This window comes from Verrucomicrobiia bacterium (assembly GCA_026414565.1).
Classification (GTDB): domain Bacteria; phylum Verrucomicrobiota; class Verrucomicrobiia; order Limisphaerales; family Fontisphaeraceae; genus Fontisphaera.
In genome coordinates, this window is sequence record JAOAIT010000009.1 from 155837 (window position 1) to 178880 (window position 23044).

17 protein-coding genes are annotated in these 23044 nt (G+C 62.2%); 8 read left to right on the forward strand and 9 right to left on the reverse strand.

Annotation, left to right across the window (positions count from 1 at the left end; translation table 11 throughout):
• Positions 1-12: 12 nt before the first annotated feature.
• The 3 genes from N3J91_01930 to tsf all read left to right on the forward strand — a co-directional run bounded on the left by N3J91_01930 (position 13) and on the right by tsf (position 3497).
• Positions 13-1383 (forward strand): 3-deoxy-D-manno-octulosonic acid transferase, encoded by a 1371-nt coding sequence (locus N3J91_01930; protein MCX8155205.1) that lies wholly within the window; start codon positions 13-15, stop codon positions 1381-1383.
• A 433-nt stretch (positions 1384-1816) separates the two neighbouring features.
• Positions 1817-2617, forward strand: a complete 801-nt coding sequence (rpsB, locus tag N3J91_01935; protein ID MCX8155206.1) for a 30S ribosomal protein S2 — start codon at positions 1817-1819, stop codon at positions 2615-2617.
• Positions 2618-2657: 40 nt separating this feature from the next.
• Complete coding sequence (gene tsf / locus N3J91_01940) at positions 2658-3497, forward strand: translation elongation factor Ts (protein MCX8155207.1); 840 nt, start codon at positions 2658-2660, stop codon at positions 3495-3497.
• Between the two features lie 88 nt (positions 3498-3585).
• Here tsf and N3J91_01945 read toward each other — a convergent pair whose 3' ends face one another.
• The 6 genes from N3J91_01945 to N3J91_01970 form a co-directional block, all read right to left on the reverse strand.
• The gene (locus N3J91_01945) at positions 3586-4140 is read right to left on the reverse strand and encodes a 3-isopropylmalate dehydratase (protein ID MCX8155208.1); all 555 of its coding nucleotides are present in this window, start codon (positions 4138-4140) and stop codon (positions 3586-3588) included.
• 133 nt (positions 4141-4273) lie between these two features.
• Positions 4274-5068 (reverse strand): slipin family protein, encoded by a 795-nt coding sequence (locus N3J91_01950; protein MCX8155209.1) that lies wholly within the window; start codon positions 5066-5068, stop codon positions 4274-4276.
• On the reverse strand, positions 5065-6360 hold the full coding sequence (locus N3J91_01955) for a nodulation protein NfeD (GenBank protein ID MCX8155210.1): 1296 nt from the start codon (positions 6358-6360) through the stop codon (positions 5065-5067). Before N3J91_01955 ends, N3J91_01950 begins: the two co-directional genes overlap by 4 nt.
• A gap of 183 nt (positions 6361-6543) precedes the next feature.
• A complete protein-coding gene (gene argC / locus N3J91_01960; protein ID MCX8155211.1) occupies positions 6544-7620 on the reverse strand; it encodes an N-acetyl-gamma-glutamyl-phosphate reductase in 1077 nt (358 codons plus the stop codon).
• Between the two features lie 147 nt (positions 7621-7767).
• Positions 7768-8340, reverse strand: a complete 573-nt coding sequence (locus N3J91_01965) for a pseudouridine synthase (protein MCX8155212.1) — start codon at positions 8338-8340, stop codon at positions 7768-7770.
• 2 nt (positions 8341-8342) lie between these two features.
• On the reverse strand, positions 8343-13487 hold the full coding sequence (locus N3J91_01970) for a S8 family serine peptidase (GenBank protein ID MCX8155213.1): 5145 nt from the start codon (positions 13485-13487) through the stop codon (positions 8343-8345).
• A 115-nt stretch (positions 13488-13602) separates the two neighbouring features.
• Between N3J91_01970 and N3J91_01975 the strand changes: the two genes are divergently transcribed.
• Complete coding sequence (locus tag N3J91_01975; GenBank protein ID MCX8155214.1) at positions 13603-14898, forward strand: MFS transporter; 1296 nt, start codon at positions 13603-13605, stop codon at positions 14896-14898.
• Between the two features lie 15 nt (positions 14899-14913).
• Positions 14914-15837, forward strand: coding sequence for a dihydrodipicolinate synthase family protein (locus N3J91_01980; protein ID MCX8155215.1), 924 nt, complete (start codon positions 14914-14916; stop codon positions 15835-15837).
• Positions 15838-15863: 26 nt separating this feature from the next.
• On the opposite strand, the gene N3J91_01985 is transcribed toward N3J91_01980, so the two are convergent.
• Both N3J91_01985 and N3J91_01990 read right to left on the reverse strand, forming a co-directional pair.
• Complete coding sequence (locus tag N3J91_01985) at positions 15864-16532, reverse strand: hypothetical protein (GenBank protein MCX8155216.1); 669 nt, start codon at positions 16530-16532, stop codon at positions 15864-15866.
• Between the two features lie 126 nt (positions 16533-16658).
• On the reverse strand, positions 16659-18782 hold the full coding sequence (locus tag N3J91_01990; GenBank protein ID MCX8155217.1) for a DUF5060 domain-containing protein: 2124 nt from the start codon (positions 18780-18782) through the stop codon (positions 16659-16661).
• 256 nt (positions 18783-19038) lie between these two features.
• On the opposite strand from N3J91_01990, the gene N3J91_01995 reads away from it, so the two are divergent.
• From N3J91_01995 to N3J91_02005, 3 genes are read left to right on the forward strand one after another with little or no spacing between them, the layout of a single operon-like run.
• Positions 19039-19530, forward strand: a complete 492-nt coding sequence (locus N3J91_01995) for a hypothetical protein (protein MCX8155218.1) — start codon at positions 19039-19041, stop codon at positions 19528-19530.
• A 29-nt stretch (positions 19531-19559) separates the two neighbouring features.
• Entirely contained in the window at positions 19560-20291 is a 732-nt protein-coding gene (locus N3J91_02000; GenBank protein ID MCX8155219.1) for a hypothetical protein, read from the forward strand.
• A complete protein-coding gene (locus tag N3J91_02005; GenBank protein ID MCX8155220.1) occupies positions 20288-20971 on the forward strand; it encodes a class I SAM-dependent methyltransferase in 684 nt (227 codons plus the stop codon). The genes N3J91_02000 and N3J91_02005 overlap by 4 nt, the downstream gene beginning before the upstream one ends.
• 51 nt (positions 20972-21022) lie before the next feature.
• On the opposite strand, the gene N3J91_02010 is transcribed toward N3J91_02005, so the two are convergent.
• Entirely contained in the window at positions 21023-23002 is a 1980-nt protein-coding gene (locus N3J91_02010) for a glycoside hydrolase family 97 protein (GenBank protein ID MCX8155221.1), read from the reverse strand.
• Positions 23003-23044 lie beyond the last annotated feature (42 nt).

The window sequence follows — 23044 nt, forward strand, 5'->3', positions numbered from 1 at the left end:
GTTTTCAGTTTCATGGAGCCAGTGTGGCATTGGATTTATAACCTGTTGTTTACACTGGGCTTCATCCTTAGTGCGCCCTGGTATTTTTTCAAATTGTGGAGGCGGGGAAATTGGAGGCGGGGATTTGGCCAGCGGTTTGCCCGGTACGGCGGCCACGTGCGCCACGCTGTGACCAATCGCCAGGTTCTGTGGTTGCACGCGGTGAGCGTGGGGGAGGTCAACCTTTGTACGCAACTGATTCGCGCCCTGGAGCCGCGTCTGCCCAACGTCAAAATCGTGGTCTCCACCACCACCACCACCGGCATGGGCGAGCTGGAGAAACGGCTGCCCTCCCACATCCTCAAGGTCTATTACCCCATTGACTTTCCCAAATACGTGCGCAAGGCCATCGCCGTGCTGCATCCGGTGGCGGTGGTGTTGGTGGAAGCGGAAATCTGGCCCAATTTCCTGACCCGCCTCCGGCGTCTGAACATCCCGGTTTTCCTCGTCAACGCCCGGCTCTCCGCCCGCTCCTACCGTGGGTATCGCCTGCTGAGCGGCATCTTCCGGCCGCTGTTTGCGGGGTTCGCCGGCGTGGGCTGCCAGAATGAAGCCGACGCCGAGAAATTGCGCCGCCTGGGATGCCGTCCCGAAGCGGTGCATGTGGTGGGCAACTTGAAGTTTGATGCCGCCCAGTTGGAGGAGCGCAAGGTGCTGGACGTTCCCGCCATGCTGCGGCAGTTGGGCGTGCCCCCCCGCGCCAAAATCTGGGTGGCGGGCAGCACGCATCCCGGCGAGGAAAAACTCGTGACCGGGGTGTATCTGCGCCTGCGGCAACGGTTCCCTGAGCTGTTCCTGATTGTGGTGCCCCGGCATTTTGAGCGGGCGAAGGAGGCGATGGAGGACATGGTGGCGGCGGGGGCGCGGGTATTTTTTCGCAACCAGATCACCGCCAGCACTCAGTTGGCGCCGGGTGCGGTGGATTGCCTGCTGGTAAACACCACAGGCGAGCTGCGCCATTTCTATGCGCATGCCGACGTGGTGTTTGTGGGTAAAAGCCTCGCCGCCGAGGGCGGACAAAATCCGCTGGAGCCGGCGGCGCTGGCACGGCCGGTGATATTTGGCCCCAACATGCAGAACTTTGAAGCTGTGGCGCGACTGCTGGTCAGCCGGGGCGGCGCGCTGCAGGTCGCCAACGCGGAAGAACTGGAAGCCGCAGTGGCCGGCCTGCTCAGCGACGAGACGCGACGTCAGGAGGTGGGGCGGCAGGCCTATCGCGTGGTGCAGGAAAATCTGGGCGCGGTGGAGCGCACTGTCGAAATGATTTTGGCGCAACTGCGCTCCCGCGAGGACATTTACATCGCCGGTCCGCCCGTGGTATCGGCAGAGACCAGCAAAACGTAGAAGGCGTTTGGTTGTTTGGGACGGCTGCCGGTACAGACACCACCAGCCACCTGGATGTTTGGGTGCAAATATCCAAGCAAAAATGGCCGCTTTTGACAAGGAGAATATCGCCATATCCACGGCTTAATCCGCTGTCCAGGGGTTCACATCAGCCCCCTTTAGTTGGCCGGGGAATACATGGTAAGCCAGCAGCCCCGGAGCTGGTCATGGAATGGACGTTTCCGGCTTGCCATCCCGTAAAAATTTCCTGTTGCCGGGTGACGGGGATTTGCTATGTTTCCGGCTCTTTGCGGGCGACCGCAAAGGGTTAACGGCCTTAATGCGCACCGTGCCCGCTGGGGCGCGGCGGCCACAACAACAACAGTTATCAATCCCGGGTTCCGCGGGATGGTCGGCGGCGAGCCGCCGGCTGGCAACCAAAAGGAACAACTGAATGACGAGCGAAGCCAAGATCATGGTCGGGGTCAAAGAACTGCTGGAGGCGGGGGGGCATTTCGGGCACCAGACCCGCCGGTGGAATCCCAAGATGCGTCCGTTTATTTTTGACGCGCGCAATGGCATCCACATTATCGATTTGAGCAAGACGCTGGCCCAGTTGGAGACGGCATGCGACTTTTTGTATGACACGGTGCGCAAGGGCGGTTCGGTGCTGTTTGTGGGCACCAAGAAACAGGCGCAGGAGGCGGTGAAGGAAGCGGCCAAGGCCTGCGGGCAGTTTTTTGTCACCGAACGCTGGCTGGGCGGCACGTTGACGAATTTTGCGACCATCAGCAACTCCATCAAGCGGATGAAGCAGATTGAAAAGATGGATGCCGATGGCACGCTGGCCGGCTACGGCAAGCAGGAGCAGTCGAAAATCCGGCGCGAGCACAGCCGGTTGTTCAAGTACCTGGATGGCATTCGCGACATGCACCGTCTGCCGGCGGCCCTGTTTGTGGTGGACGTGCGCCGCGAGCACAACGCCGTGGCGGAGGCGGTGCGGATGAAGATTCCCATTGTGGCGATTGTGGATACCAATTGCGATCCCGATCCGATTACTTATCCCATTGCCGGCAACGACGATGCCATCCGCTCGGTGCGGTTGATCCTGAACACCGTGGTGGCCACCATCGCCAAGGCGCGGACGGAACTTGAGGCCGGCCGCTCCCGGCAGAAGCCAGCAGAGGAAGTGCCGGCCTCGGCGGCGTCGGCGCCGGCGCCGGTCACAGCGGCTTCCGCGGCGACGGCCTCCTGAGTTTTTCGCTTAAACCTATTCAAACGGGAGTTTGTGTCTTATGGCTGAGATTACTGCTGCCCTGGTCGCTCAATTGCGGGCGATGACCAACGTGGGCATGATGGATTGCAAGAAGGCGCTGTTGGAAACCAACGGTGATTTGAAGGCGGCGGTGGAATACCTCCGCAAGAAGGGCATTGCCGGCGCGGCCAAGATGGAAGGCCGCGAGGCGCGCGAGGGGGTGATCGCGCAATACATCGCCCCGGGTGCCCGGGTGGGCGTGCTCATCGAGGTCAATTGCATTACCGACTTCGTCGCGCGCAACGAAAGCTTCATCAAGTTTGCCGAGGAATGCGCCCGAAAACTGGCGGCGGATCCCAACGTGGACCTGGAGCCGGACCGGCTGGCCATTTTCAATGCGATTCGTGAGAAAATCGCCATTGCCCGGCATGCGCGCATTGAGGTTAGCGGCCACGGCATGGTGGCGGCCTACATCCACACCGGCGGCAAGCTGGGCGTGCTGGTGGAGGTGGGGGCGGAAAAGGAAGCCACGGTGGGCACGGAGCAGTTCCGCGAACTGGTGAAGGACATCACCCTGCAGATCGCGGCCGGGCATCCGTATGTGGTGTCGCGGGAGCAGGCGCCGGCCGACGTGGTGGCCAAGGAGCGCGAAATTGCCGCCGAGCAGGCCAAGGGGAAACCCCCGCAAGCCATCGAGAAGATTGTGGCGGGCAAGCTCGAGAAGTTCTATCAGGGCTATTGCCTGGTGGATCAGGGCTTCGTCAAGCGCAACGGCGAAATCAGCGTGGGCAAGTACATCGAAGAAGTGGCGAAAAAGCTCGATGACCGCATCACTGTACGCCGTTTCGTTCGCTTCCAGGTGGGTGAGACCACGGCCTAAACCCGGCCTGGTACAGGATTGACAGCAGACAGGCGCTTCCGTGAGGAAGCGCCTGTTTTATTAAGAGATGTAGGACTTGGGGGGTGTTTCAACCCCGGCTGGGGATCATGCCGGTTTTGCGGGCATAATTGAACAACCCGCCAGCATCCACCACCGGACGCACATCCCCCAGCGGTTTGAGTTTGAACACCTTGCCGGTGGCTTCGACGGTGACTGTGCCGGCGTCCAAATCCACAGTGACCACTTCGCCGGTCTTCAGGACGTCACAAAGGCGCTCCACGCTTTCGCAGGGATACAGCTCGCCGGTGGCCACGCAGTTGCGGAAAAAGATGCGCGCAAAACTTTCGGCCACCACCGCGCGGCACCCGGCGGAGCCCAGGGCAATGGGGGCATGCTCCCGCGAGCTGCCGCAGCCAAAATTGCGTCCAGCAATGACGATGGGGTATTCACTGTCGAGCTGGCCCTCCTTCACGTAACGGATGGGGTACTGCGACTCCGGCAGTCCCCACAAGGCGTAGCTGCCCAGTTTTTCGTACTCGGCCGGAATGGTGGGCACGAGGTTCAAAAACTGCGCGGGGATGATTTGATCGGTGTCAATATTGTCCCGCACCACATAGACCGGACCTTTGATAACACTTTGCATGTCGGAAAAGATGCCGCCGGGCGGGGGATTTTTCAACCGGAATTGCGGCCGGGGCGATGTTCTGGTTCCGCACTGGACCGTGGCCGGCGGTTATCATCAGCAAGCAGCCCGTTTCTGCCTGCAAACCAGCGTTTTATCCTTCCCGCCGCGGGGGTTCCTCCATTTTTTTGATAAAGGCGGAAAACAGATCAATAGGCAGGGGCAGGAAGGTGGTGGTGTTGTGCTCGCTGGAGATTTCGCGCATGGTTTGCAGGAAACGCAGTTGCAGGGCCACCGGCTCCTTGCTGATCATGGCCGCCGCCTGCACGAGCTTTTCCGCGGCCTGAAACTCGCCCTCGGCGTTGATAATCTTGGCCCGGCGTTCGCGCTCCGTTTCGGCCTGCTTGGCCATGGCGCGCTTCATGCCGTCCGGCAGCACCACGTCGCGCACCTCCACCGAGGTCACCTTGACGCCCCAGGTGTCCGTCTGGCGGTCCAGGATTTCCTGCAAAGTCTGGTTGATCTTTTCGCGGTGGGCGAGGAGTTCATCCAGCTCGGCCTGACCAAGCACGCTGCGGAGGGTGGTTTGGGCCATGAGTGCCGTGGCGCGCAGGTAGTGCTCCACCTTGACGACTGCGGCTTCCGGGTCCACCACGCGGAAATACACGACGGCATCCACGGTGACCGGCACGTTGTCCCGCGTCATGACTTCCTGGCGGGGCACATCAATGGTGACTACGCGCAAATCCACTTTGACCATGCGGTCCACCACGGGAATGAGGAGGATCAGTCCCGGCCCCTTGGCGCCGAGCAGTTTGCCCAGCCGAAAGATCACGCCGCGCTCATACTCACGCAACACGCGAATCATCGAGGGCAGCACCAGCGAGGCGAGCACCACGATGGGAATGAGCCAGCCGAGAGCGCTCATCAGTTTTTCCAGCAGGTTCATGGTTTGGTCTCCGGGTTTGTGGGTTTGGGTTTTACTTTCAAGGTCAGTCCTTCCACCGCCTCGATTTCCACCTCCTGCCCGGGGGCGAGATCCACCGGGCTGAGGGCGTTCCAGTATTCACCTTCCACAAAAACTTTGGCCGCCCCGGGGCCCGTGGCGGCAATGACTTTGGCCGTCTGGCCGATCATGCCCTCCTTTCCGGTCTTGGTGCGGAGGAATTGGGCTTTCAAGCCGGCACCCACCACAAAGACAAAAAATGCGGTGGTGAGCACGGTGGCCGGAATAATCATCCCCAGCGAGAGCCGCCAGAACGGCTCCGTGCGATCAAAGAGCATCAAGGCCCCCAGAAAAAAGCTGATAACCCCGCCGACGGTAAGCACGCCGTGGGTGGTGGCGTAAATGTCGGCAATAAACAGTCCTACCGCCAGCAGCAGCAAGGCCACCCCGGCCACGTTCACCGGCAGGACGGCGGCCAGATAGAGCGCCAGGATTAACGAGATGGCCCCCACCACGCCCGGCAGAATGGCGCCCGGATTGCTCAACTCGCCCAAGATACCATACACCGCCATGAGCATCAGGATGAACATAATCTCCGGCCGCCACAGCATCTGGAAGACGCGCTCCCGCATGATCATCGGAATGGGTTGCACTTGGGCTTCCCTGGTTTTCAGGGCGCGTCCCTGGGCCGGCCGGCCGTCCATTTGTTGCAGCAGATCCGCAACGTCTTTCGCAATCAAATCAATCACCTTCTTTTCCAGTGCCTGCTCGGCAGTGAGGCTCGCGCTTTCCCGGACCGACGCCTTGGCCCATTCCACATTCCGCTGGCGGCGATGGGCAATGCTCTCAATGAAGCTGGTGGCGAAACTTTCCATTTTCTGCTTCATCACCTCGTCGGGTTTCTGCTCGCCTCCGCCGCCGCCCATGGCCACCGGATGCGCCGCGCCAATAGTGGTGTTGGGGGCCATGGCGGCAATATCCGCCGCCAGGGTGATGAAACAGCCGGCGCTGCCGGCGCTCGCCCCAGAAGGGGCCACATAAACCACGGTGGGCACGGGGGAATCGTAGAAGGACTGCACAATGTCCTTGGTGCTGTCCAACAAGCCGCCGGGGGTGTCCAGTTGGATAATCAGGCACTGGGCTTGGGCCTCCTGCGCTACACGGATGGCCCGGGCAATATAACTGGCCGTGGCCGGGCCAATAGCCCCTTTAATTTGGATGAGCGCGGCTCGTTCAGCGCCCCAGCCACTGCACGCCAGCCCCAACAGGCATCCCCAAATCAGCCTGCGTACCATGACACTAATTTAACCGCACCCGCCGGCGTGGGTCAATGAATTCAGAACAAAACCTCAGGGTTACCCCCCATTTTTAGGCCAGAATCGGCCAAACGGAATGGCAGGCACATTTTCCCACCGCCACAGGGGCCGATGGTCCATGGGCGGTATTGTGCCGGGTGCTGACGGGACCTCGGCGCGGCCTTAAAACAGCCCGGTGGTCTCAGGGAAACCACAGGCGATGTTCATGGCTTGCACGGCCTGGCCGCTGGCGCCTTTGACCAAATTATCCTCGGCACTGATGACCAGCAGCCGCCCCGTGCGCGGATCCACGCGCCAGGCAAGATCCAGGAAATTGGTGCCCACCACATTTTTGGTGTCGGGCAGGGCCTTGCCTTCCAGCCGGCGCACAAACGGCTCGTTGGCATAAGCTCGCGCATAACACTCGGCCACCCCCCGGCTTAGGGCCGCGGCGGCTTCTGCGCCCTGGGCCGGGGTGGCAGGGGTCAAATACAACGTCGTTAAAATGCCCCGGTTCACGGGGATTAAATGGGGGGTGAATTGAATCATCACCGGCTGTCCCGCCGCCCGGGAAAGCTCCTGTTCAATCTCCGAGAGATGCCGATGTTTGGGAATGCCGTAGGCGCGCATGCTTTCGTTGCACTCACAGAACAGGTAATCCAGCTCGGCCTTGCGTCCCGCACCGCTGACGCCGCTCAGGGAATTGGCAATGATGCCCTGCGGTAAAACCAGCCCGTCCCGCAGGAGGGGGATGAGCGGCAGCAAAATGCTGGTGGGATAGCAGCCGGGGCAGGCGAGCAGTTGGGCGCCCCGGATGGCTTCCCGATACACTTCGGGCAGCGCATAGACTGCCTGCTTTAATAATTCCGGGGCGGGATGGTCATGGCCGTAAAAATCCTGGTACACGGCGGCATCGCGCAGCCGGAAATCAGCGCTCAAGTCAATGACCCGCCGGCCCCTGGCCAGAAGGGGCTGCGCAAACTCCGCCGCCACACCGTGCGGCAGCGCCAGAAATATCACGTCGGCTTCGCGGGCCAGCCGTTCCACCTCCGGCTCCACAAAAGCCAGCCCGCGCGCCTCTGGCAGGGCGGCAAACCGGGGAAAAACCTGGGTCAGCGGTTGCCCGGCGTATTGCCGGGATGTCACGGCCGTCAGCTTAACCGCCGGATGCCGCAACAACAAACGCACCAGTTCTTCGCCGGAATAACCGGACGCGCCGACGATGGCCACCCGCACGGGGGAAGCCTGATTCGATGTCATCATCATGGCGGGCGATTATTGGCCTCGGCCCAAAATTATCCAGCCGAAAGGCGCGGGCTGCCGTGTCGGCTGCAACAGAAACCCATGACCGGCAAAGGGCCTGTGCCATCCCGTCATGGGAAATTCGCAGAGGGCATGAGGGCCACCTTATGCTTTGCGGGCGAGGACCTCGTCCCGCTCTGCCGGGGTCAGAATGCGCCATTGGCCGGGGGGCAGATCGCCCAGCCAAAAGCTTCCGATCCGCACCCGGATCAGGCGAAGGGTGGGGTGCCCGACCGCGGCAGTCATCCGGCGGACTTGGCGGTTTTTGCCCTCGGTAAGCTCCAGGGCAATCCAGCAATCAGGCACGTTTTTGCGAAAACGAATGGGCGGATTGCGTGGCGGAACATCCGGGGGCGGCTCCAGCCGCCACACCCGGCAGGGCCGGGTGCGATGGCCCTGAATCAGCACGCCTTGGGCCAGGGTGCGCAAGGCGGCCTCGGTGGGGATTCGCTCGACCTGCGCCCAATACTCGCGCGGATGGCTGCGGCTCGGAAGCAACAGCCGGGCATTCCACTCCGGCTCGTCGCTGAGCAGGAGCAGACCCTCGGAATCGGCGTCCAACCGCCCGATGGGATAAACCCGCGGCGGCAGATTAAAATCGGCCAGAGTCCGGTGGCCTGAACCATCCGGCGTAAACTGGGATAAAACGCCAAACGGTTTGTGCAGGGCGACGAGCATGGCTACGGCTGCACTTCAATGCGCAGCCAGAGAACCGGCGGATTGGTGGCGGGGGCCACCGGCACGGTGAGGAAGCTGCTGCTGGCACGCGTCCAGTCGCGGAGGATAAACCACCTGCTGGCGTTGGTCGTGCCATGCAGGCGATAACCCCGGCCCGGCACCGTGCTCCAACTGAATTGCAGGCTGCCATCCGGCTGGCGCGCCGGGGGGGTGAAGTAAAAGCGCGAGAGGGCATTGGTGGGATTGGTGCCCGCAATGAATTCGGCGTAGTCGGTCATGCCGTCGCCATCGCGATCCCCGGCGCCAGAATAGCCGGGGGCCGCCGCACCAAAAAACTCCTGCTCCCACAGATCGGAAATACCGTTTTGATTGACATCGGGGAAGGTGTATTGGCCGGTGAACACCAGCGTTTGGCCGCTTTCCAGCCGGGCATTGCGGTTGGTGGGCCTCACATAATACGGCACGTCGGAATACTGGATTTGATAGTCGCCGGGCAGGGCATTGGTGACCAGCGCGAAGGTCCCGGCGCCGCTGCGGTTGACCGGGCCGGTGAGGGCAAAGAGAGTCTGGGCGAGGTTGTTGGTAATGACAATGGTGCCGGGGACCACATTGCTGACGGTGAGGGAGACATCGTCCACCATCCAGCCGGCGCGGTTCTCTGCCTCCAGGGACAGCAGCAGGTAATGCCAGACCAGATACACGGTGCGGCCGGCGTAGGGGGAGAGGTCAATTTCCTCCGCCGTCCAGCCGCCGGAGGCGTCGTAAAACTCGGCCAACGTCACGGGATCGCTGAGGCGGTTGGTGAAGACGTACAGGATGCCGGTTTCCAAAATGTCCAGCTCGCTCTGGGCCACGAAATCATAGCTGTGCCAGAAGCGGAGCTTGAATTGATTGCCGCCAGTAAGATTGATGGCGGGGCTGATAAGGAAAGTTTCGGCCCAATCCAGCCGACGGCCGTTAAGATTGCTCCCCCACGCGTTGGGCGGCGAATGGGCCGAAGTCTCCCCCCAGGGATTGTTGGGCGGTCCCCAAAGCCATTCTGTCATGGAGTCATCGCTGCTGAAGACGCTCCAACCTCCATCCGTCACGTCAAAGGCTTCAGCAAACGGCACAGCGCGCGGGCGCAAGGTGCGGGCGGCGTAGTATTGTCCCTGATTGTCGTCCACGGCCACGTTGCCGGCGGCATCGCGGCTGACCACCTGGAAATAATAGGTTTTATCCGGCAACAGGCCGTTGAGCAGCAGCTCATGCGTGGTGGCGGTGGTGGCGCGGTACGCCGTGCGGGTCAGGGCCAGCGGCGATGGCGACTCGCCGTATTGCACCAGCGCCTCGGCAGGCTCCGAGGTGATCCACGATATGGTAATGTCTTCGTAATCCGGCTCGGCCAGCACATGGGCAATGACCGGCGGCACGGTGTCCACCAGCGCGAGCGAGCGCAAGGTGGCGTTGGCCGAGGCGTCGAGGTACTCAACCATCAGCGTGTCGCCGTGACGCGACGGCAGACGGCCGGGGGCGGGGGCGTTGGACGGCGCCACCAGACTGATAAAACCGCGGAAGAGGCCGCGGCGCACCGTCTCGGTCAACTGCACCACCAGGCCATTGGTGGCCGTAGTGGTGCGAGCGGTGACGGACAACGTACCTTGGCCGGCGAGGTCACTGTCGCCCACCTCGATGATGACCTGGCTGGGGACGGTATAATGGCTGCGATCCAACGCCAGCGCGCCCCGTCCCCCTTCGCCGGGGGCCAGGAAATCCACCAGATTGCGCACCAGGCTGGCGCGGTTGTTGGGGGCCGGGCCGCTCGCGGGCACGGCGTCCATGGGGAAGGACAAAAACACCACCCGGCCGGTCGAGTCCGTCCCCAGCGGAGGATAACGGATGCCGACAATTTCGCTGGTGCCTGCCGAGTAAAGAATGGGCACGGCATTGGTGGTGGGAATGATGACATCCGATACGTTGGGGGACTGGCCCAGCAACTCCAGAAAGGCGCTTTCGTAGTTGGTGTAGTCTAAATCCAGCAGCACGCCGCTGGTGGTCGAATCGAAGGGCACGCCTTGAATGGTATCCACGCCGGCATCTTCAATGAACGAGGCCACCTGGAGCACATTCGATTTGAAGGCCAGGCTGCTCTCGCTGGTGCCCAGGCGCGAGAGCAGCTCCATGGAGGCCAGCAACAGGCCGCCGCCGGATTGCACATAGGCGCGCAGGGTGTTCTGTTGTGCCGAAAGCAGCCCCTGATAACCATAAAGCCCGCCAAATAAACTGTCGCTCAGCCGCCACCAGACCACCTTGAAGGCCCTTAAATCATTGGTGGTGGGATAACCGCGGGAGGCTACGGACCAGACATCGTAGCTGATGCCACTGGCGTTGAGGGCGGTGGTGTAGGCCGAAAGCGGCACGCCCCGGCTGTCATCCATGGGAAAGGTCACGTAATCATCCACCAGCAGCAGGGTGGGGGCCGCCACGGCGATAAATTGAAAACCAGTGCCGTTGTTATTGTTGGTGCGGCGGTTGCCGGCTATGTCCTCGGCCACGAGATAGAAGAAATAGCGCTGGCCCGGGAGCAGATCCAACAGCTCCACCTCCTGCGTTAATCCCCGCCGCGGAGCGGCAATGAGGTTGGTGGCGCGAGCCAGGTTGGTGCCAAAAAATACCGCCCCACTGGCCGGTTCATCGGTGGTCCAACTGATGATCATGCGCCCCAGCCGGTTGGTGACCCCCGGCGCACTGATGACCGGCGGCACAAAGTCGGCTTGAGCGGTGGCGGTGCGGGTGACGTTGGCCGACGCATCAAAATAACGCGCTTCAATCCAGTCGCCATGACTCAGTTGCAGGCGTGTATCGCTGGCGGCCGGCCCGGTGGCGGTGGCCACGGCGCCGGTGAACAATCCGGTGGTGCCAGCGGAGGTGAGGGTGACCGGTTCCCCGTTGGTTTCAGTGGCGCTGTGGATGCGCACCAGGACGGAGGGCTGGCCGGCCAGATCGGAATCAAAAAGTGAGAGTTTGATGACATCGGGTGCCCGGTAAAAACTGCGGTCCATGAAAACGGCCCCCATGCCCGGAATGGGCAGGAGTCCGGAAATGACTAATGCGAAGTCCTGATCCACCGCCGGCGTGTCAGCCCGCGCGTCCATGGGCACGTTGCGGGCCTGCACGCGGACGGTGTACTGGCCGGGGACCGGTGACCGCAGTCTCACCCCCTCCACGTTGTTCAGGTTGTCATACGAAGGCGGGTTGGGGGCCGATTCACCCTCCCACATTTGATTGCCGTGATAGTGCGTGCCATCGGGGCCAATGACCACCAGATCCAGATCGTTGACCAGGGCCGGGATGGCGGCCGGCAGACCGGGGACATCGGTGTAGGTCAAGGTCACCTTCAACGGCTCCGCGCCGCTGCTCACGACAAACCGGTATTCCCAGGCCTGGCCGGTGCGCAAGGGCACGGTTTGATCCACCATTACGTGGCGCCGCTCTGTGCCGATGAGTTCCGTCAAATCCACCCGGCCCCAGCCTTCATCGGGGTTGGGGACCGGCCCGGTTTCAACCGTGTCGTCCATATCCCATGCACTATCAATGAGCGCCGCTTTGACCAGCGCAGGGGAGGGTGTCTGGTTGGTGTGCGTGAGGCGGTAATACTGCACGAACACCGCGGCGGCTCCCGATACGTGCGGCCCGGCCTGGCTGGTGCCGCCCATGTAGAAATAATACGAGGAGATCGGCGCCCAGGCGTTGTCCTCCGGGGCCAGGGAAGACTTCAGCGAGGCTATCCACGTGCCCGGGGCCACCACGTCCGGTTTGATGCGCCCGTCCTCGCAGGGGCCGCGGCTGGAGAAATCGGCCATTGTCTCGATCCCATCCTCAAACAGGAAAAAGCCGCTGCGGTCATTCTGGGAGGCGCCGGTGGCAATGACGTTTTTGCCCACGGCGGGGCTGCCGATGGTTTGCGCGCCGGGACCGGCGTTGCCGGCAGAGAATTCGAGGATGTAAGGCTGATCGCCAAAAGCCAGTTCGTCGGCATCGCGCACCAGGGCATCAAATTCCATGGCGCTGAGGTCATAGCGGCCGTGGGTGTCATCGCCCCAACTGTTGGAGCCGATTTCCGCACCCGCGCGGACGGCATCGCGGGTAAGTGTCGCGAAGCTGGGTGGCGCTTCATAGGCGCCGGCGCCGTCAAACATGCGCTGCGTCACGAGTCGCACCCCGGGCGCCACCCCCAGACCGTAAAGGTAGCCGTATTCATCCTTCTCGCCCGTGGCAGCGTTGCCCGCAATTATGCCGGCCACATGCGTGCCATGGCCGTGCTCATCCGCGGCATCCGTCAGCGTGCCGTAATAAAAGAAGGGGCCGATGCGCCCCGCAATGTCAGGGTGAATGGGTGTCGTCCGGCCGGTGTCGAGACCGGAATCCGCCACGCTGACCGTGACGCCGCTTCCATCAAAGCCCAGTTGATGGACCAAAGCCTGGGTGCCAATTTCACCATCTTCGCCGGCGACGATCTTGGTGGCGATTTCGTCATACAACCGGGGTTGTGGGGCGCGTTCAACCCATAGCACGGCGGGGGATTGGGCCAGGAGTTGGACCTGCCGGGGCGTGGCCTGGCCATGCCAGATCAGCGTGGCATGGGTGCGGGTGGCGCCCGCAAAACCCGGCCACAACCGGCGCAAAGCGGCCAGCTCGGCCAGGCTCGCCCGTGGCGCCAGCAATACCCGGATGTTTGCTTTGGCCTCGGCGGCGTTGGCCAAACCTGCAGGAAAAAGTCCCTGGAGCACTTTGTAATCCGGGCGGTATTCTCCCACCCAATGGACGTATGGCCGCGCGGTGAGGGTTGGCAGAGATACGTTGACCAGCCGGGCCACAAAGGCGTCCTCGGGTACGTGCCACAGCAGCTCTACGCCCAGGGCGGCCAGCTCCGCCCGCCATTCGGGCTGCAGCGGGCCGGTGAATTGCACGAGGTACAGGCCATTGACCGGCATGGCGGCCATCAGCCCCCCGCTGGCGGCCTTGGGTGGTGGGGTGATGCGCTCATTCCGCAGGCGGATTTCACGGCTGGCGGCCCATGCCCCATCAATCCACCCCAATACCATCAGTGCCACCAGTGCCCATTGGCCCCACCGGCGCCGGCTGGCGCCCATGCTGAGATGCTTCACAGGGCTACTTTAACCGAAAACCAGTGCCGCGACAACTGAGGGGCTGAGGCATCCCCATAAATCTCTGGCCTGCCTGCGGCCCAGCTTTTACATTGGGGGCTGCCCTTGCCGCACCATGTTTGTAACCGGCACAGCTCAGTCCACCGGCCTCTCTGGCTCGCAAGCCGCGTTGCCCCGCGGCGCGTGGCTGGTGGTGTTGCTGCTGGTGCCGGTGGCCTTGCTGAACTACATGGATCGTCAAATGCTCGCGGCCATGAAGTTCTCCGTGATGGCCGACATCCCGGACATCAACACCGAGGCCAACTGGGGCAAAATCCTTGCCTTTTTCAAATGGACGTACGCCTTGATGAGCCCGTTGGGCGGATATTTGGCGGATCGTTTCAGCCGGCGGCATGTCATTGTCTTCAGCCTGGCGGCGTGGTCGGCCATCACTTGGGCTACCGGCCACGTGCAAACCTATGGGGAGCTGATGGCCACGCGCGCCATCATGGGCATCAGTGAGGCCTTTTACATCCCGGCCGCCCTAGCCTTGATTGCGGACTATCATGCCGGCCCGACCCGCTCGCGGGCGGTGGGCCTGCATCAACTGGGCATTTACCTCGGCGTCATCCTTGGGGGCTTTAGTGGTTACGCGGCGGATCACCCGGCCTTGGGCTGGAGGTGGATGTTTGACCTGTGCGGCGTGGCCGGCGTACTCTATGCAGTGCCCTTGTGGCTCTTTTTGCGCCATGCCCCTGCCCGGGAAGGGGAACTGGAGCCGCCCCGCACCTCGCCCCTCATGGCCTTGCGCGAGCTGTTCAGCCACGCCAGCTTTCTCTTATTAGTGCTTTACTTTACCCTGCCGGCCATGGCGGCCTGGATCGTGCGCGATTGGATGCCGGCTGTATTGAAGGCCGAGTTTGGCATCGGACAGGGCCGGGCCGGCGTTTCCGCGACGCTTTACTGGATGGTGGCCTGCATCTTCGGCGCGCTGGCGGGCGGCTGGCTGGCGGATCGTTGGAGCCGGCGCAACATCCGCGGGCGCATCTATACCAGCGCCATCGGCACCGTGTGTGTGGCGGTGGCCCTATTTGGGGTGGGGTACTCCCCCCAGACGGGACAGCTCTGGGTGGCCATTGGCTTTTTGATGTTGTTTGGCTGGGGCTGGGGCTTTTTTGACGCCAACAACATGCCGATTCTTTGTCAAATTGCGCGCCCGCACCTGCGCGCCACCGGTTACGGCCTCATGAACATGGTCAGCATCAGTTGCGGCGGGGTGGCGGACTGGTTCTTTGGCATTTTGCGGGATCAACAGGTGCCGTTGCTGGCCATTTTGGGTATTTTCTCCGGCGTCGCTTTGCTTTCCACCACGCTGGTCCTGCTCATCCGTCCGCGCCAGCCGGAGGTCCAGGCCCCGGCTGCGAGACTTTAACCCCTCGTCCAAGCCATGAAACCCTTACAACTCCTGCATGGACTGGTGGCCGCACCGCATACCCCCTTTCGTGCAGACGGCTCGCTGAATCTGCCCGCGGTGGAGCGACAGGCAGAACATCTCCTGCGCCACGGGGTGCGCCTGGTTTTTATTTGCGGCACCACTGGCGAATGGGCCTCGCTCACGACGGCCGAGCGGCTGGCGCTGGTGGAGCGTTGGATGGCGGTTTCGCGCGGCACGGAGCTGAAGGTGGCGGTGCACGTGGGGGCCAATGCTCTCGAGGAAGCCCGCCTGCTGGCGGCGCACGCCCACCAGCAGGGCGCGCTGTGTATTGCCGCGGTGGCTCCTTCCTTTTTCAAACCAGGCACGGTAGCCGATCTGGTCGAGTGGTGCGCGGCCGTGGCCGCGGCGGCGCCGGAGATGCCATTTTACTATTACGACATCCCGGCGTTCACAGGCGTGCAACTGTCCATGCCGGAATTCTTGGAGCAGGCGGTGGAGCGGATACCCAATTTTGCCGGCTTGAAGTACACCGGGGGCGATTTAATGGCCTACCAGCGCTGCCTGCGGGTGGCAGACGGGGCGCTGGATGTGGCCTGGGGGCGGGATGAATGGTTGCTGGCGGCGCTGGCGCTGGGGGCAAAAGGCGCGGTGGGCAGCACTTATAATTTGGCCGCGCCGCTGTATCATCGGCTGTTGCGCGCCTTCGAGCAGGGAGATTGGGAAACGGCGCGGCTGGAGCAGTTCCGGGCGGTGCAACTTATCGAATTGCTGGCACGTCACGGCTTTCTAGCGGCGACGAAAGCCGTCCTGGGGATGCTAGGCGTGGACGTGGGGCAGGTCAGACTGCCTTTGCGCGCCTTGAGCGAAGCCCAAATCCAATCGCTGCGCCGGGAGTTGGAGGGCTTGGGCTTTTGGGATTGGTTAAGCCGGCCCTGATTGTCCTACGTCAAAGACACGCTGTTTCACAGAACCAACCTGCGCTGGCGTGGAAAGTAACCGACTTTGCGGTTGAGCAACATCTCAATCCCAATAATGCCCTGCACATTGGCCAGGTTGAGCGCCGTACCCAACAGTGTCGGCAACACTCCACAACGCAGCGTCGTCGTGACGGCCCCTAGGGACAACGGCACCTCGTAGGTTTCAGTGCTGAAATTGCCAATGCCGGGGTAAAAGTCAGTGAAGCTGCCCAGGGAGGGGAATTGGGTCAACATGGGACTCTGGAAATAGGACAACTGGGCCCCCGTGTCGAAAAACATCCGGAATTCGTTACCGCGCACTTGAGCTTTCACCACAGGCACGCCCATGAGCGGCTCCAGCGGGATGCTTTCTCCGGAATGTTCCAGGGTGTCGGTGGAGAGGGTGAGACGGCCTGACTCCACCTCAAGGAGGTGATCAAATTTGTCCAGCACATCCCCGCCCAACAGGCCGGCGCAGGGCACACCAATGGCTTCCAGGAGAGCCGCCGCGGCGAGACCGTGAAAGGAGGAGTTAATGTTAAACGGCTGCCCCGCCAATGCGATCGTAGTATTTTTGCCAAAGCTGAGCGGTGAGCCGGTGTCGAGGAGCCATAACTCGCCCTCAACTTCAACAAACAAATGGCCGTTGCGGTGCTTGAGTGGGTAAGAATGCATGTTTGATGGAGCAAAGATAAAATTGAAATGTTTTGCTTGTCAAGCGAAGGCCACAGGGAGGCGGTCCAATCGCCTGCCGCTGCCGGGGCGTCCTCGGCCTGTGCGCCGGTGATCTCGTTTGCCTGCCTATTTTTGCACCACGATGAGCCAGTCTTCCGCCGGCTCGGCTGGGGACGTGCCCAGCGCGACTTTGCTGCCACCACGGACCTGCCCCACCGAGCCTTGCTGCAACGGCCCACCCTCGCGCGGGTTGAACCATTGCACCTTAAAGGCGCCGGCAGCCCCCGTTAAATCCAGCTCTGCCGGGCCGCTTTGCGTGCCGTTGGGCAAGTAGACCAGGTAAATCTCCCCCGCCCTGGCCAGGCAATACTTGCTGTTATCATTTTTGGCGTTGCCGATCAGCGCATTGGCGTTCTGCATTTCCCAGAAGGGGATTTTATGGTCCGCAAAAAATTGCAGGGCGATGCGGCAGAAATCCCACGAGCGATCCCGGCTGCGCCAGTCCTCGCACACGAGGTCATTTTGCGGCAGTTTGTAACCGAAGTAGTATTCCACGCCCGCACCGCCGGCCATGAGGTTGCCCCAGAGGGTCAGTTTGCGGATGTCGTGCAGATCATAGATGCGGTTGCCTTGCCCGACCTTGCCCTCAAAGCCGGCGTAGCCCGGATCCGGCGGCACGCCCAAATCCGCGGGGCCTTGTTCATCATTGGCCACCACCCAGGGTTTGCCGGCTCTGGCCGATTCCTGAACCCATTTCAGGGTGCGCTGGTGAGTCTGCGCCCAATCATTTTGCAGGCTGGCGCCGCTCAGCGCCGATTGCCGGCCCAGCAGCGGGGGATAGACCCGGTCCTGCCAGTGGGGATAGGTGTGAACCACGATCAAATGTTTGTAGGGATCCGTGTCGTGGAGGTACTGCGCCATCGCCCGTTGTTCCTCGGGGGTTTGGGTGTTTTCCTCGCCAAGGTTCCAATTCAGGGCCAAGGCATGGCCAAATCGTGCGATTAGCTCGCGGCAGTAGAGCTTGCGCTCCGGCCCCAGCGCGCCGCCGTCCAGCGCAGAGGGGACATTGCCGGGTGCCGCCCGGTCGCCCAGCCGGTTATCATCCATTTCCGTCTCCTGCAGTTTGAAGTGCAGATACAACCCCAGGCGGGTGGCGTGGTCAAACACGATGCCCCACTGATCAAGTTTTGAGCAGTCATAGTGCATTTTGTCGGTGGGCGCCACAAACGGCCAGACATCATCACCGTCCCCGCCCACATTATAGGGGAGAAACGAGAAGACGTTGCAGCCCTTGCCGGCCAGGTAATTCAGCGCGCCAATCAAGCCCTTGCCCTTGCCGTCCTTCCAGGTGGGATCGCCCGGCCGCCAATCCCGCACGTGCGCCTGCCAGGTTTTAAGCCCCGCCGGTGTGGCCTCGCCGGGGCGCGCCTGCCGGTTGGTCTTGCGGGAGAAGGTGCCGTCAAAGTCCGCAAAGGCGAGCAGGTTTTCTGGCGCGTCGGCGCCAGCTTTGAGGAAATATTCCCCCGTGCCCGCAAATTGGAGATGGTGTTTGCCCACGTATTGCAGGCGGCCCCGGGCGCGGAAATCGCGGCCGGTTTTATCAGTGGGCGCCACGTCGAAACTCCCGGTGCGCCCGTGGCCGATAACCGGCGCGCCAGCGGGTTTGTCCTGAAGAGCGACATGCGGGCCTTTAAGGAAGGAGATGGTGTAATTCCACCGGCCGGGTTTGTCCGGCGACAAATGGGCGCGCCAGCGGGTGCCTGCCTCGGCGGAGGAATGGGCGGCGCTGCCATCCGCCGCGAAGTAACCGGGCACCCGATATCGCGGCGTGCCGGATTCGTGGACAAACTCCACGGTAAGGCAGTAATCGGTGAAGGGATTGGGATCATTATTGCGCTCATGGGCGTAGGGTCCGTCCACCGTCAACGTCACCTTGTGCCATTGTTTCAGCTCGCCGGACAGGGTGACCTCGCCCCTGCCATCGGGCTGACGCGGTGGCTGCAAGGGCGGTCCTGCGGGCGCGGGCGGCGGGAGGGCGGCCGCCAAAACGGGGGGCAGTTTGTCCACGGCGGCACGGGTGGCTTCATCGGCGGGGCTGAACACCAGCGCCGCCCAGCGGGATCGGCTGAACTCCTTGCCGTCGGCGGAGCCCACCTGGGAGGCGACAGTCAAGTTGTCGCCGCTAGCCAGAGTTGTCATGGACACGAGGGCGGCTGCCAGGCTGCCAAGGGAGATGATGTTTGTGCGCATGATTGACAGGTTGAAGCTTGAGGTTAAAGCGGCGATGGCGTGCGTCAAGGCATCTCACCGTGGCGGCCCCAAGATAATAACCCGAGGGTGAAGCGATGCGGTGACCGCGCAGCTAAGAGGGTTAAGCACGGCTTGGGCAATCAGTCTATCCGGGGGATTGCTGGCAGAGTATGCCCCCCCGGCTACTCTCCTGCCCCGCGAGCTGCGATGGCGTCCAAGCTTGGCAAAAAGGCCGGCAATTTGAATAATGCCGCCCATGGAACAAACGCCGCCGGGTTTTCCCGGTTTTTTACGTGATCTTTCGCCGGAAGCCATCAGCCGGCTGGGCGATCAGGGTTTGCGCGAGCATTTGCTGGCGCAGGCCCGGGCCGCTCACGCCCGCCATGCGCCGCTCACCTTTGAAAAACTGCCGCAACTTCTGGCAGATCCGGATTGTGTACGGTATCCGGTGCGGTTGATGTTTGAAGTGGGACCGATGGCGCCGCATCAATTTGCCGAGCCGGGCCCGGATCCGCAGGAGCCGGCCGGCCCGGCGCGGGTGTTGTATGTGCGGCCCACCCTGTGGGACAAACCGGACCTGCTGCCGCTGGCCGTAGCCTACATGATTCCGGTCATCAACTACGGGGAATTGATAAAGGATGATCATGCCTTGCTGTACGGCGCGGCCTTGTTGGGCCTGACGGAGGAGGATTATTATGAGCAATTGTGCGCCATGGCCGATGCCTGCGGCGTGGCCCCGAGTCCTTAAGCCCTGACGGCGAGCCGGGTGTTGCCATCATGATGAAGTCAGTCCCGAGCAATTTTTCATGGCGATGGGCATTCGTGCTGGGCCTGCTGGTGGGGACAAGCCTCGGAGCAGGTTGCCGCACCGCCCTCCAAACCGCCCCTGTTCACGCGTTGCCGGCGCGTGCCAGCCTGGAGCAGGAGGGAGTGGTATTGGCGGCGGTGACGGCCTTGGGCGGGGGTGAATATGTGGCGGCGGACGCCCTGGGGGAGGTGGTCCTCAAGCAGTTTCGGGAGGTGCGCCCCTGGCTGAAAGTCCTGTCCCTGGAGGACGCCCGGCGGGCCATGACGCAAAATCGCCACGCTGAGCTAATGAAAAAAGTGGCCAAGACGGGCCGTTGGACGGAGGAGCATTTGGCAGAGTTGAGTCCCTTGACCAATGTGGCCCGTTATGCGCTGGTCGTGGACGTCGCCCGCTCGCAGGAGAGCCAGATGGTTTATCGCAATTATCAGGAGGAATATCTCTATCATGGGGCGGTGGGCACTCCCATGACTTATGAGGTGATCAGCGGTGGGCGGCGCACAGTGACATTGGTGTTTTATTTGTGGGATTTGCGTCAAGGCAAAACCCTCTGGGTGACCTCCGGCACGGCTTCGCGCCGGGCCGCGGTGCGCCAGAGCGGTTATGAGTCACTTTACCGGCCTGCGCCTGCCGCGGGGATCCCCTCGGTGGTGGAAGTGAGCGAGAGTATTGCCCGCCAGGCGGCGCGCCGTCTGCCGCGATGAGTGCCGCTCCACAGCCAGAGCTGGAGAAACGCCCGCCGTCATGCCCCGTCCCGCGGCATCCGTGCAATACGCTGTGGTGGAATCGCTGGCGCTACACCCTTTGGGCGCCCACGTATGATGCGGTGGCGGGCAGTTTCAATTGGGCACGGCAACGGGCCATCGAGTGCCTGGCGCTGCAGCCGGGCGAACGATTGTTAATCGCCGGCGCCGGGACGGGGCTGGATTTGCCGTATGTCCCCCGGGGGGTGCAGATCACGGCGGTGGATTTGACACCGGCCATGCTCAAGCGGTTGGAAGCCAGGGCGGCCAGGCTGGGCATGACTGTGGAGGCGCGCGTCATGAATGTGCAGGCCCTGGAGTTTGCGGAGGCCTCCTTCGATGCGGTGCTGCTCCATCTCATTCTGGCTGTGGTGCCGGATCCGATTCAATGCTTGCGCGAAACGGAGCGCGTTTTGAAACCGGGAGGCCAGGTCTCTGTCATGGACAAATTCCTTCCCCCGGCCGGTTGGGCGCGTCTTCTTCTCAAACTGGCCAATCCGCTGCTGGGATTAATTGCCAGCGAGGCCAATCGCGAGTTGGCGCCCATCGTCGCCGCCACCCAACTTGAAATTGTGCGTGATGAAGCCGCTCTCGGGCGGGGATGGTTTCGGTTGGTGCTATTACGCAAACCCGCGGCCTGATGTCTCGGCGTTTGAGCACCGCCCCCGGCCGCCTTGTGATTCTGGCGGTGATTATTTCAGGGTTCCCATAAAACCGCCATACGGGAGCATTTTTATGGTGGGTGATTGGCCGGACTGCCATGTCAGGCGTTGCGCGTGGAAGCTGCGTGCCTCCTGGCCATCGCCAATGAGCAGTAATTCGCCCCGGTTTGCTTTCAGCCAGGGACCGAACTCAAGGCGCACTTCGCGGGCCTGGTTCTGGCCGTTCACCCCCGCAAGGTACCAGATGCCGCCCCGGCGTCGGGCCAACACGACGAATTGGCCTGGGTAGCCGGCGAGAAAACGGGTGTCATCCCATGCCACGGGCAGCTCTTTGAGCCATTGTTTTGGTTCTGCGGGCAGTGCCCGATACGCCTCCGGTTTGTCGGCAAAATGAACCCAGCCCGATTCAAACAGGGCGGCCAGGGCCAGTTCGTGGGCGTAGGTGGTGAGATGCTTGTGATTATGCTCGGTGAGCGCCACAGGGGTGTAATCCATGGGCCCCACCACGTTGCGGGTAAAGGGGGTGATGGTGTTCTGCACGGGCGCTCGCTGCGGGAAGTCGCTGGTGAAGATGTAGTTTTCCGCTCCGCGCACCGCCTCCATGCTCAGCAGGTGTGGATAGGTGCGGGACCAGCCGCGGGGGAGAGTGCAGCCGTGAAAGTTGACCAGAATCTGGTAATCGGCAGCGTCTTGCAAAATCTGGTGATAAAGCTGGATGACGTTTTGTTTGTCGCTTTGAAAGAAATCCACCTTGATGCCTCTGACCCCGGATTTCTTGAGCCAGTCCAGTTCAAAGCGCCGCACTTCGCGGTAGGTCAGGCAATCCCGGGGTTTTTCGGTTACGATGTTGTGGGGGCCGCCGGAATTGTACCAGAGCAGGATGCCCACGCCTTTGCTTTTGGCATGGCGGAAAACATCGCCCAGGCTGCCGTTGTCCATAAGCGTCCAGTTGGCATCCACCAGCACGTATTCCCAGCCCATCTCGGCGGCAAAATCCACAAACTGCTTTTGTTTGGCGGCATCCTGGGGGCTGGGCGGGTCAGACCACCAGCTCCAGGCCACGCGGCCCGGCTTGATCCAGTCGGTATCTTTTAGAATGCTGGGTGGCGAGAGGTCTTCCACCAGAGTGGACTCCACAATGCTGGCCGGCGATCCCCCAAGCATGATGACCCGCCAGGGCATTTCCCACGGCAGAGAGGAGACGGGAAAGACGCTGCCGGTGTTATTGCCCTCATTGGGGGCGGGCCAGCGCACGCGATACACGCCCATGGGGGCTTCACTTTGCAGGCGGGTGCCGCAATAGTTAGTGCCGAGGCCGGCTTCGGTAATCAGACCCCACACGCGCGCATCTCCCGTGCGAAACAGCAGCGGATAGGACCAGCCATTGGTGGTGGGGGAGGGGATGCCGACGGGGATTTCATTTTCATAATAAGTCTCATAAGCCGGCGCATAGACCGTTACCTGATCCGCCGGATGGGCCCAGATTCGCCCGTCCTTGGGCAGGGCGAAACCCGTCGCTTCGGCGGCCATCAGCGCCTGGGCCAGGGGTTGGCGTTCAGGGAGACGGTAACGGAAGGCCACCCCATCATTGGCGGCACGAAAATCCACCTCCAGCATCCTTCCCTTTTCACCGCGCAGGATCAGCGTCATCTGGCGGGCCTGGTGCAGGCGCTCCCGGCGTTTGCCGTGCAGGGCTATGTAGCGCTCTTCGATGCTTTTGGGGGGCAGGGCGGTGACCACCGACAGATGACGGCTCAAGTCTGTGTCAGCCAGCACCAGCCCCAGAGGCGAGCTGTCCACCGCAGTTTGCCCGTTCCATTCGATCCGGTAGTAAAGCCTGCGGCCGGCGGGGTAGTCACGCTGCCGTCCCAAGTCGGCCAGTTGCACAATGACCGATATTTGCCCATTCGGAGAGGTGACCTTCCAGCTTGAAGGGGAGGCCGCCGCGGCGCCTCCGGCCATTGCCCACAGCAGGCCCGGCAGCACCAGGCCAAGGACTCGATGTCTCATGGGCGAAAGTCTGGCGGTTGTCTCCGGCGGCGAAAAGCTTTT

Excerpts from the sequence above, each read along its gene's own strand:
- N3J91_01930 (MCX8155205.1), top strand. The coding sequence starts at position 13 with ATGGAGCCAGTGTGGCATTGGATTTATAACCTGTTGTTTACACTGGGC.
- rpsB (MCX8155206.1), top strand. The coding sequence starts at position 1,817 with ATGACGAGCGAAGCCAAGATCATGGTCGGGGTCAAAGAACTGCTGGAG.
- tsf (MCX8155207.1), top strand. The coding sequence starts at position 2,658 with ATGGCTGAGATTACTGCTGCCCTGGTCGCTCAATTGCGGGCGATGACC.
- N3J91_01945 (MCX8155208.1), bottom strand. The coding sequence starts at position 4,140 with ATGCAAAGTGTTATCAAAGGTCCGGTCTATGTGGTGCGGGACAATATT.
- N3J91_01950 (MCX8155209.1), bottom strand. The coding sequence starts at position 5,068 with ATGAACCTGCTGGAAAAACTGATGAGCGCTCTCGGCTGGCTCATTCCC.
- N3J91_01955 (MCX8155210.1), bottom strand. The coding sequence starts at position 6,360 with ATGGTACGCAGGCTGATTTGGGGATGCCTGTTGGGGCTGGCGTGCAGT.
- argC (MCX8155211.1), bottom strand. The coding sequence starts at position 7,620 with ATGACATCGAATCAGGCTTCCCCCGTGCGGGTGGCCATCGTCGGCGCG.
- N3J91_01965 (MCX8155212.1), bottom strand. The coding sequence starts at position 8,340 with ATGCTCGTCGCCCTGCACAAACCGTTTGGCGTTTTATCCCAGTTTACG.
- N3J91_01975 (MCX8155214.1), top strand. The coding sequence starts at position 13,603 with ATGTTTGTAACCGGCACAGCTCAGTCCACCGGCCTCTCTGGCTCGCAA.
- N3J91_01980 (MCX8155215.1), top strand. The coding sequence starts at position 14,914 with ATGAAACCCTTACAACTCCTGCATGGACTGGTGGCCGCACCGCATACC.
- N3J91_01985 (MCX8155216.1), bottom strand. The coding sequence starts at position 16,532 with ATGCATTCTTACCCACTCAAGCACCGCAACGGCCATTTGTTTGTTGAA.
- N3J91_01990 (MCX8155217.1), bottom strand. The coding sequence starts at position 18,782 with ATGCGCACAAACATCATCTCCCTTGGCAGCCTGGCAGCCGCCCTCGTG.
- N3J91_01995 (MCX8155218.1), top strand. The coding sequence starts at position 19,039 with ATGGAACAAACGCCGCCGGGTTTTCCCGGTTTTTTACGTGATCTTTCG.
- N3J91_02000 (MCX8155219.1), top strand. The coding sequence starts at position 19,560 with ATGATGAAGTCAGTCCCGAGCAATTTTTCATGGCGATGGGCATTCGTG.
- N3J91_02005 (MCX8155220.1), top strand. The coding sequence starts at position 20,288 with ATGAGTGCCGCTCCACAGCCAGAGCTGGAGAAACGCCCGCCGTCATGC.
- N3J91_02010 (MCX8155221.1), bottom strand. The coding sequence starts at position 23,002 with ATGAGACATCGAGTCCTTGGCCTGGTGCTGCCGGGCCTGCTGTGGGCA.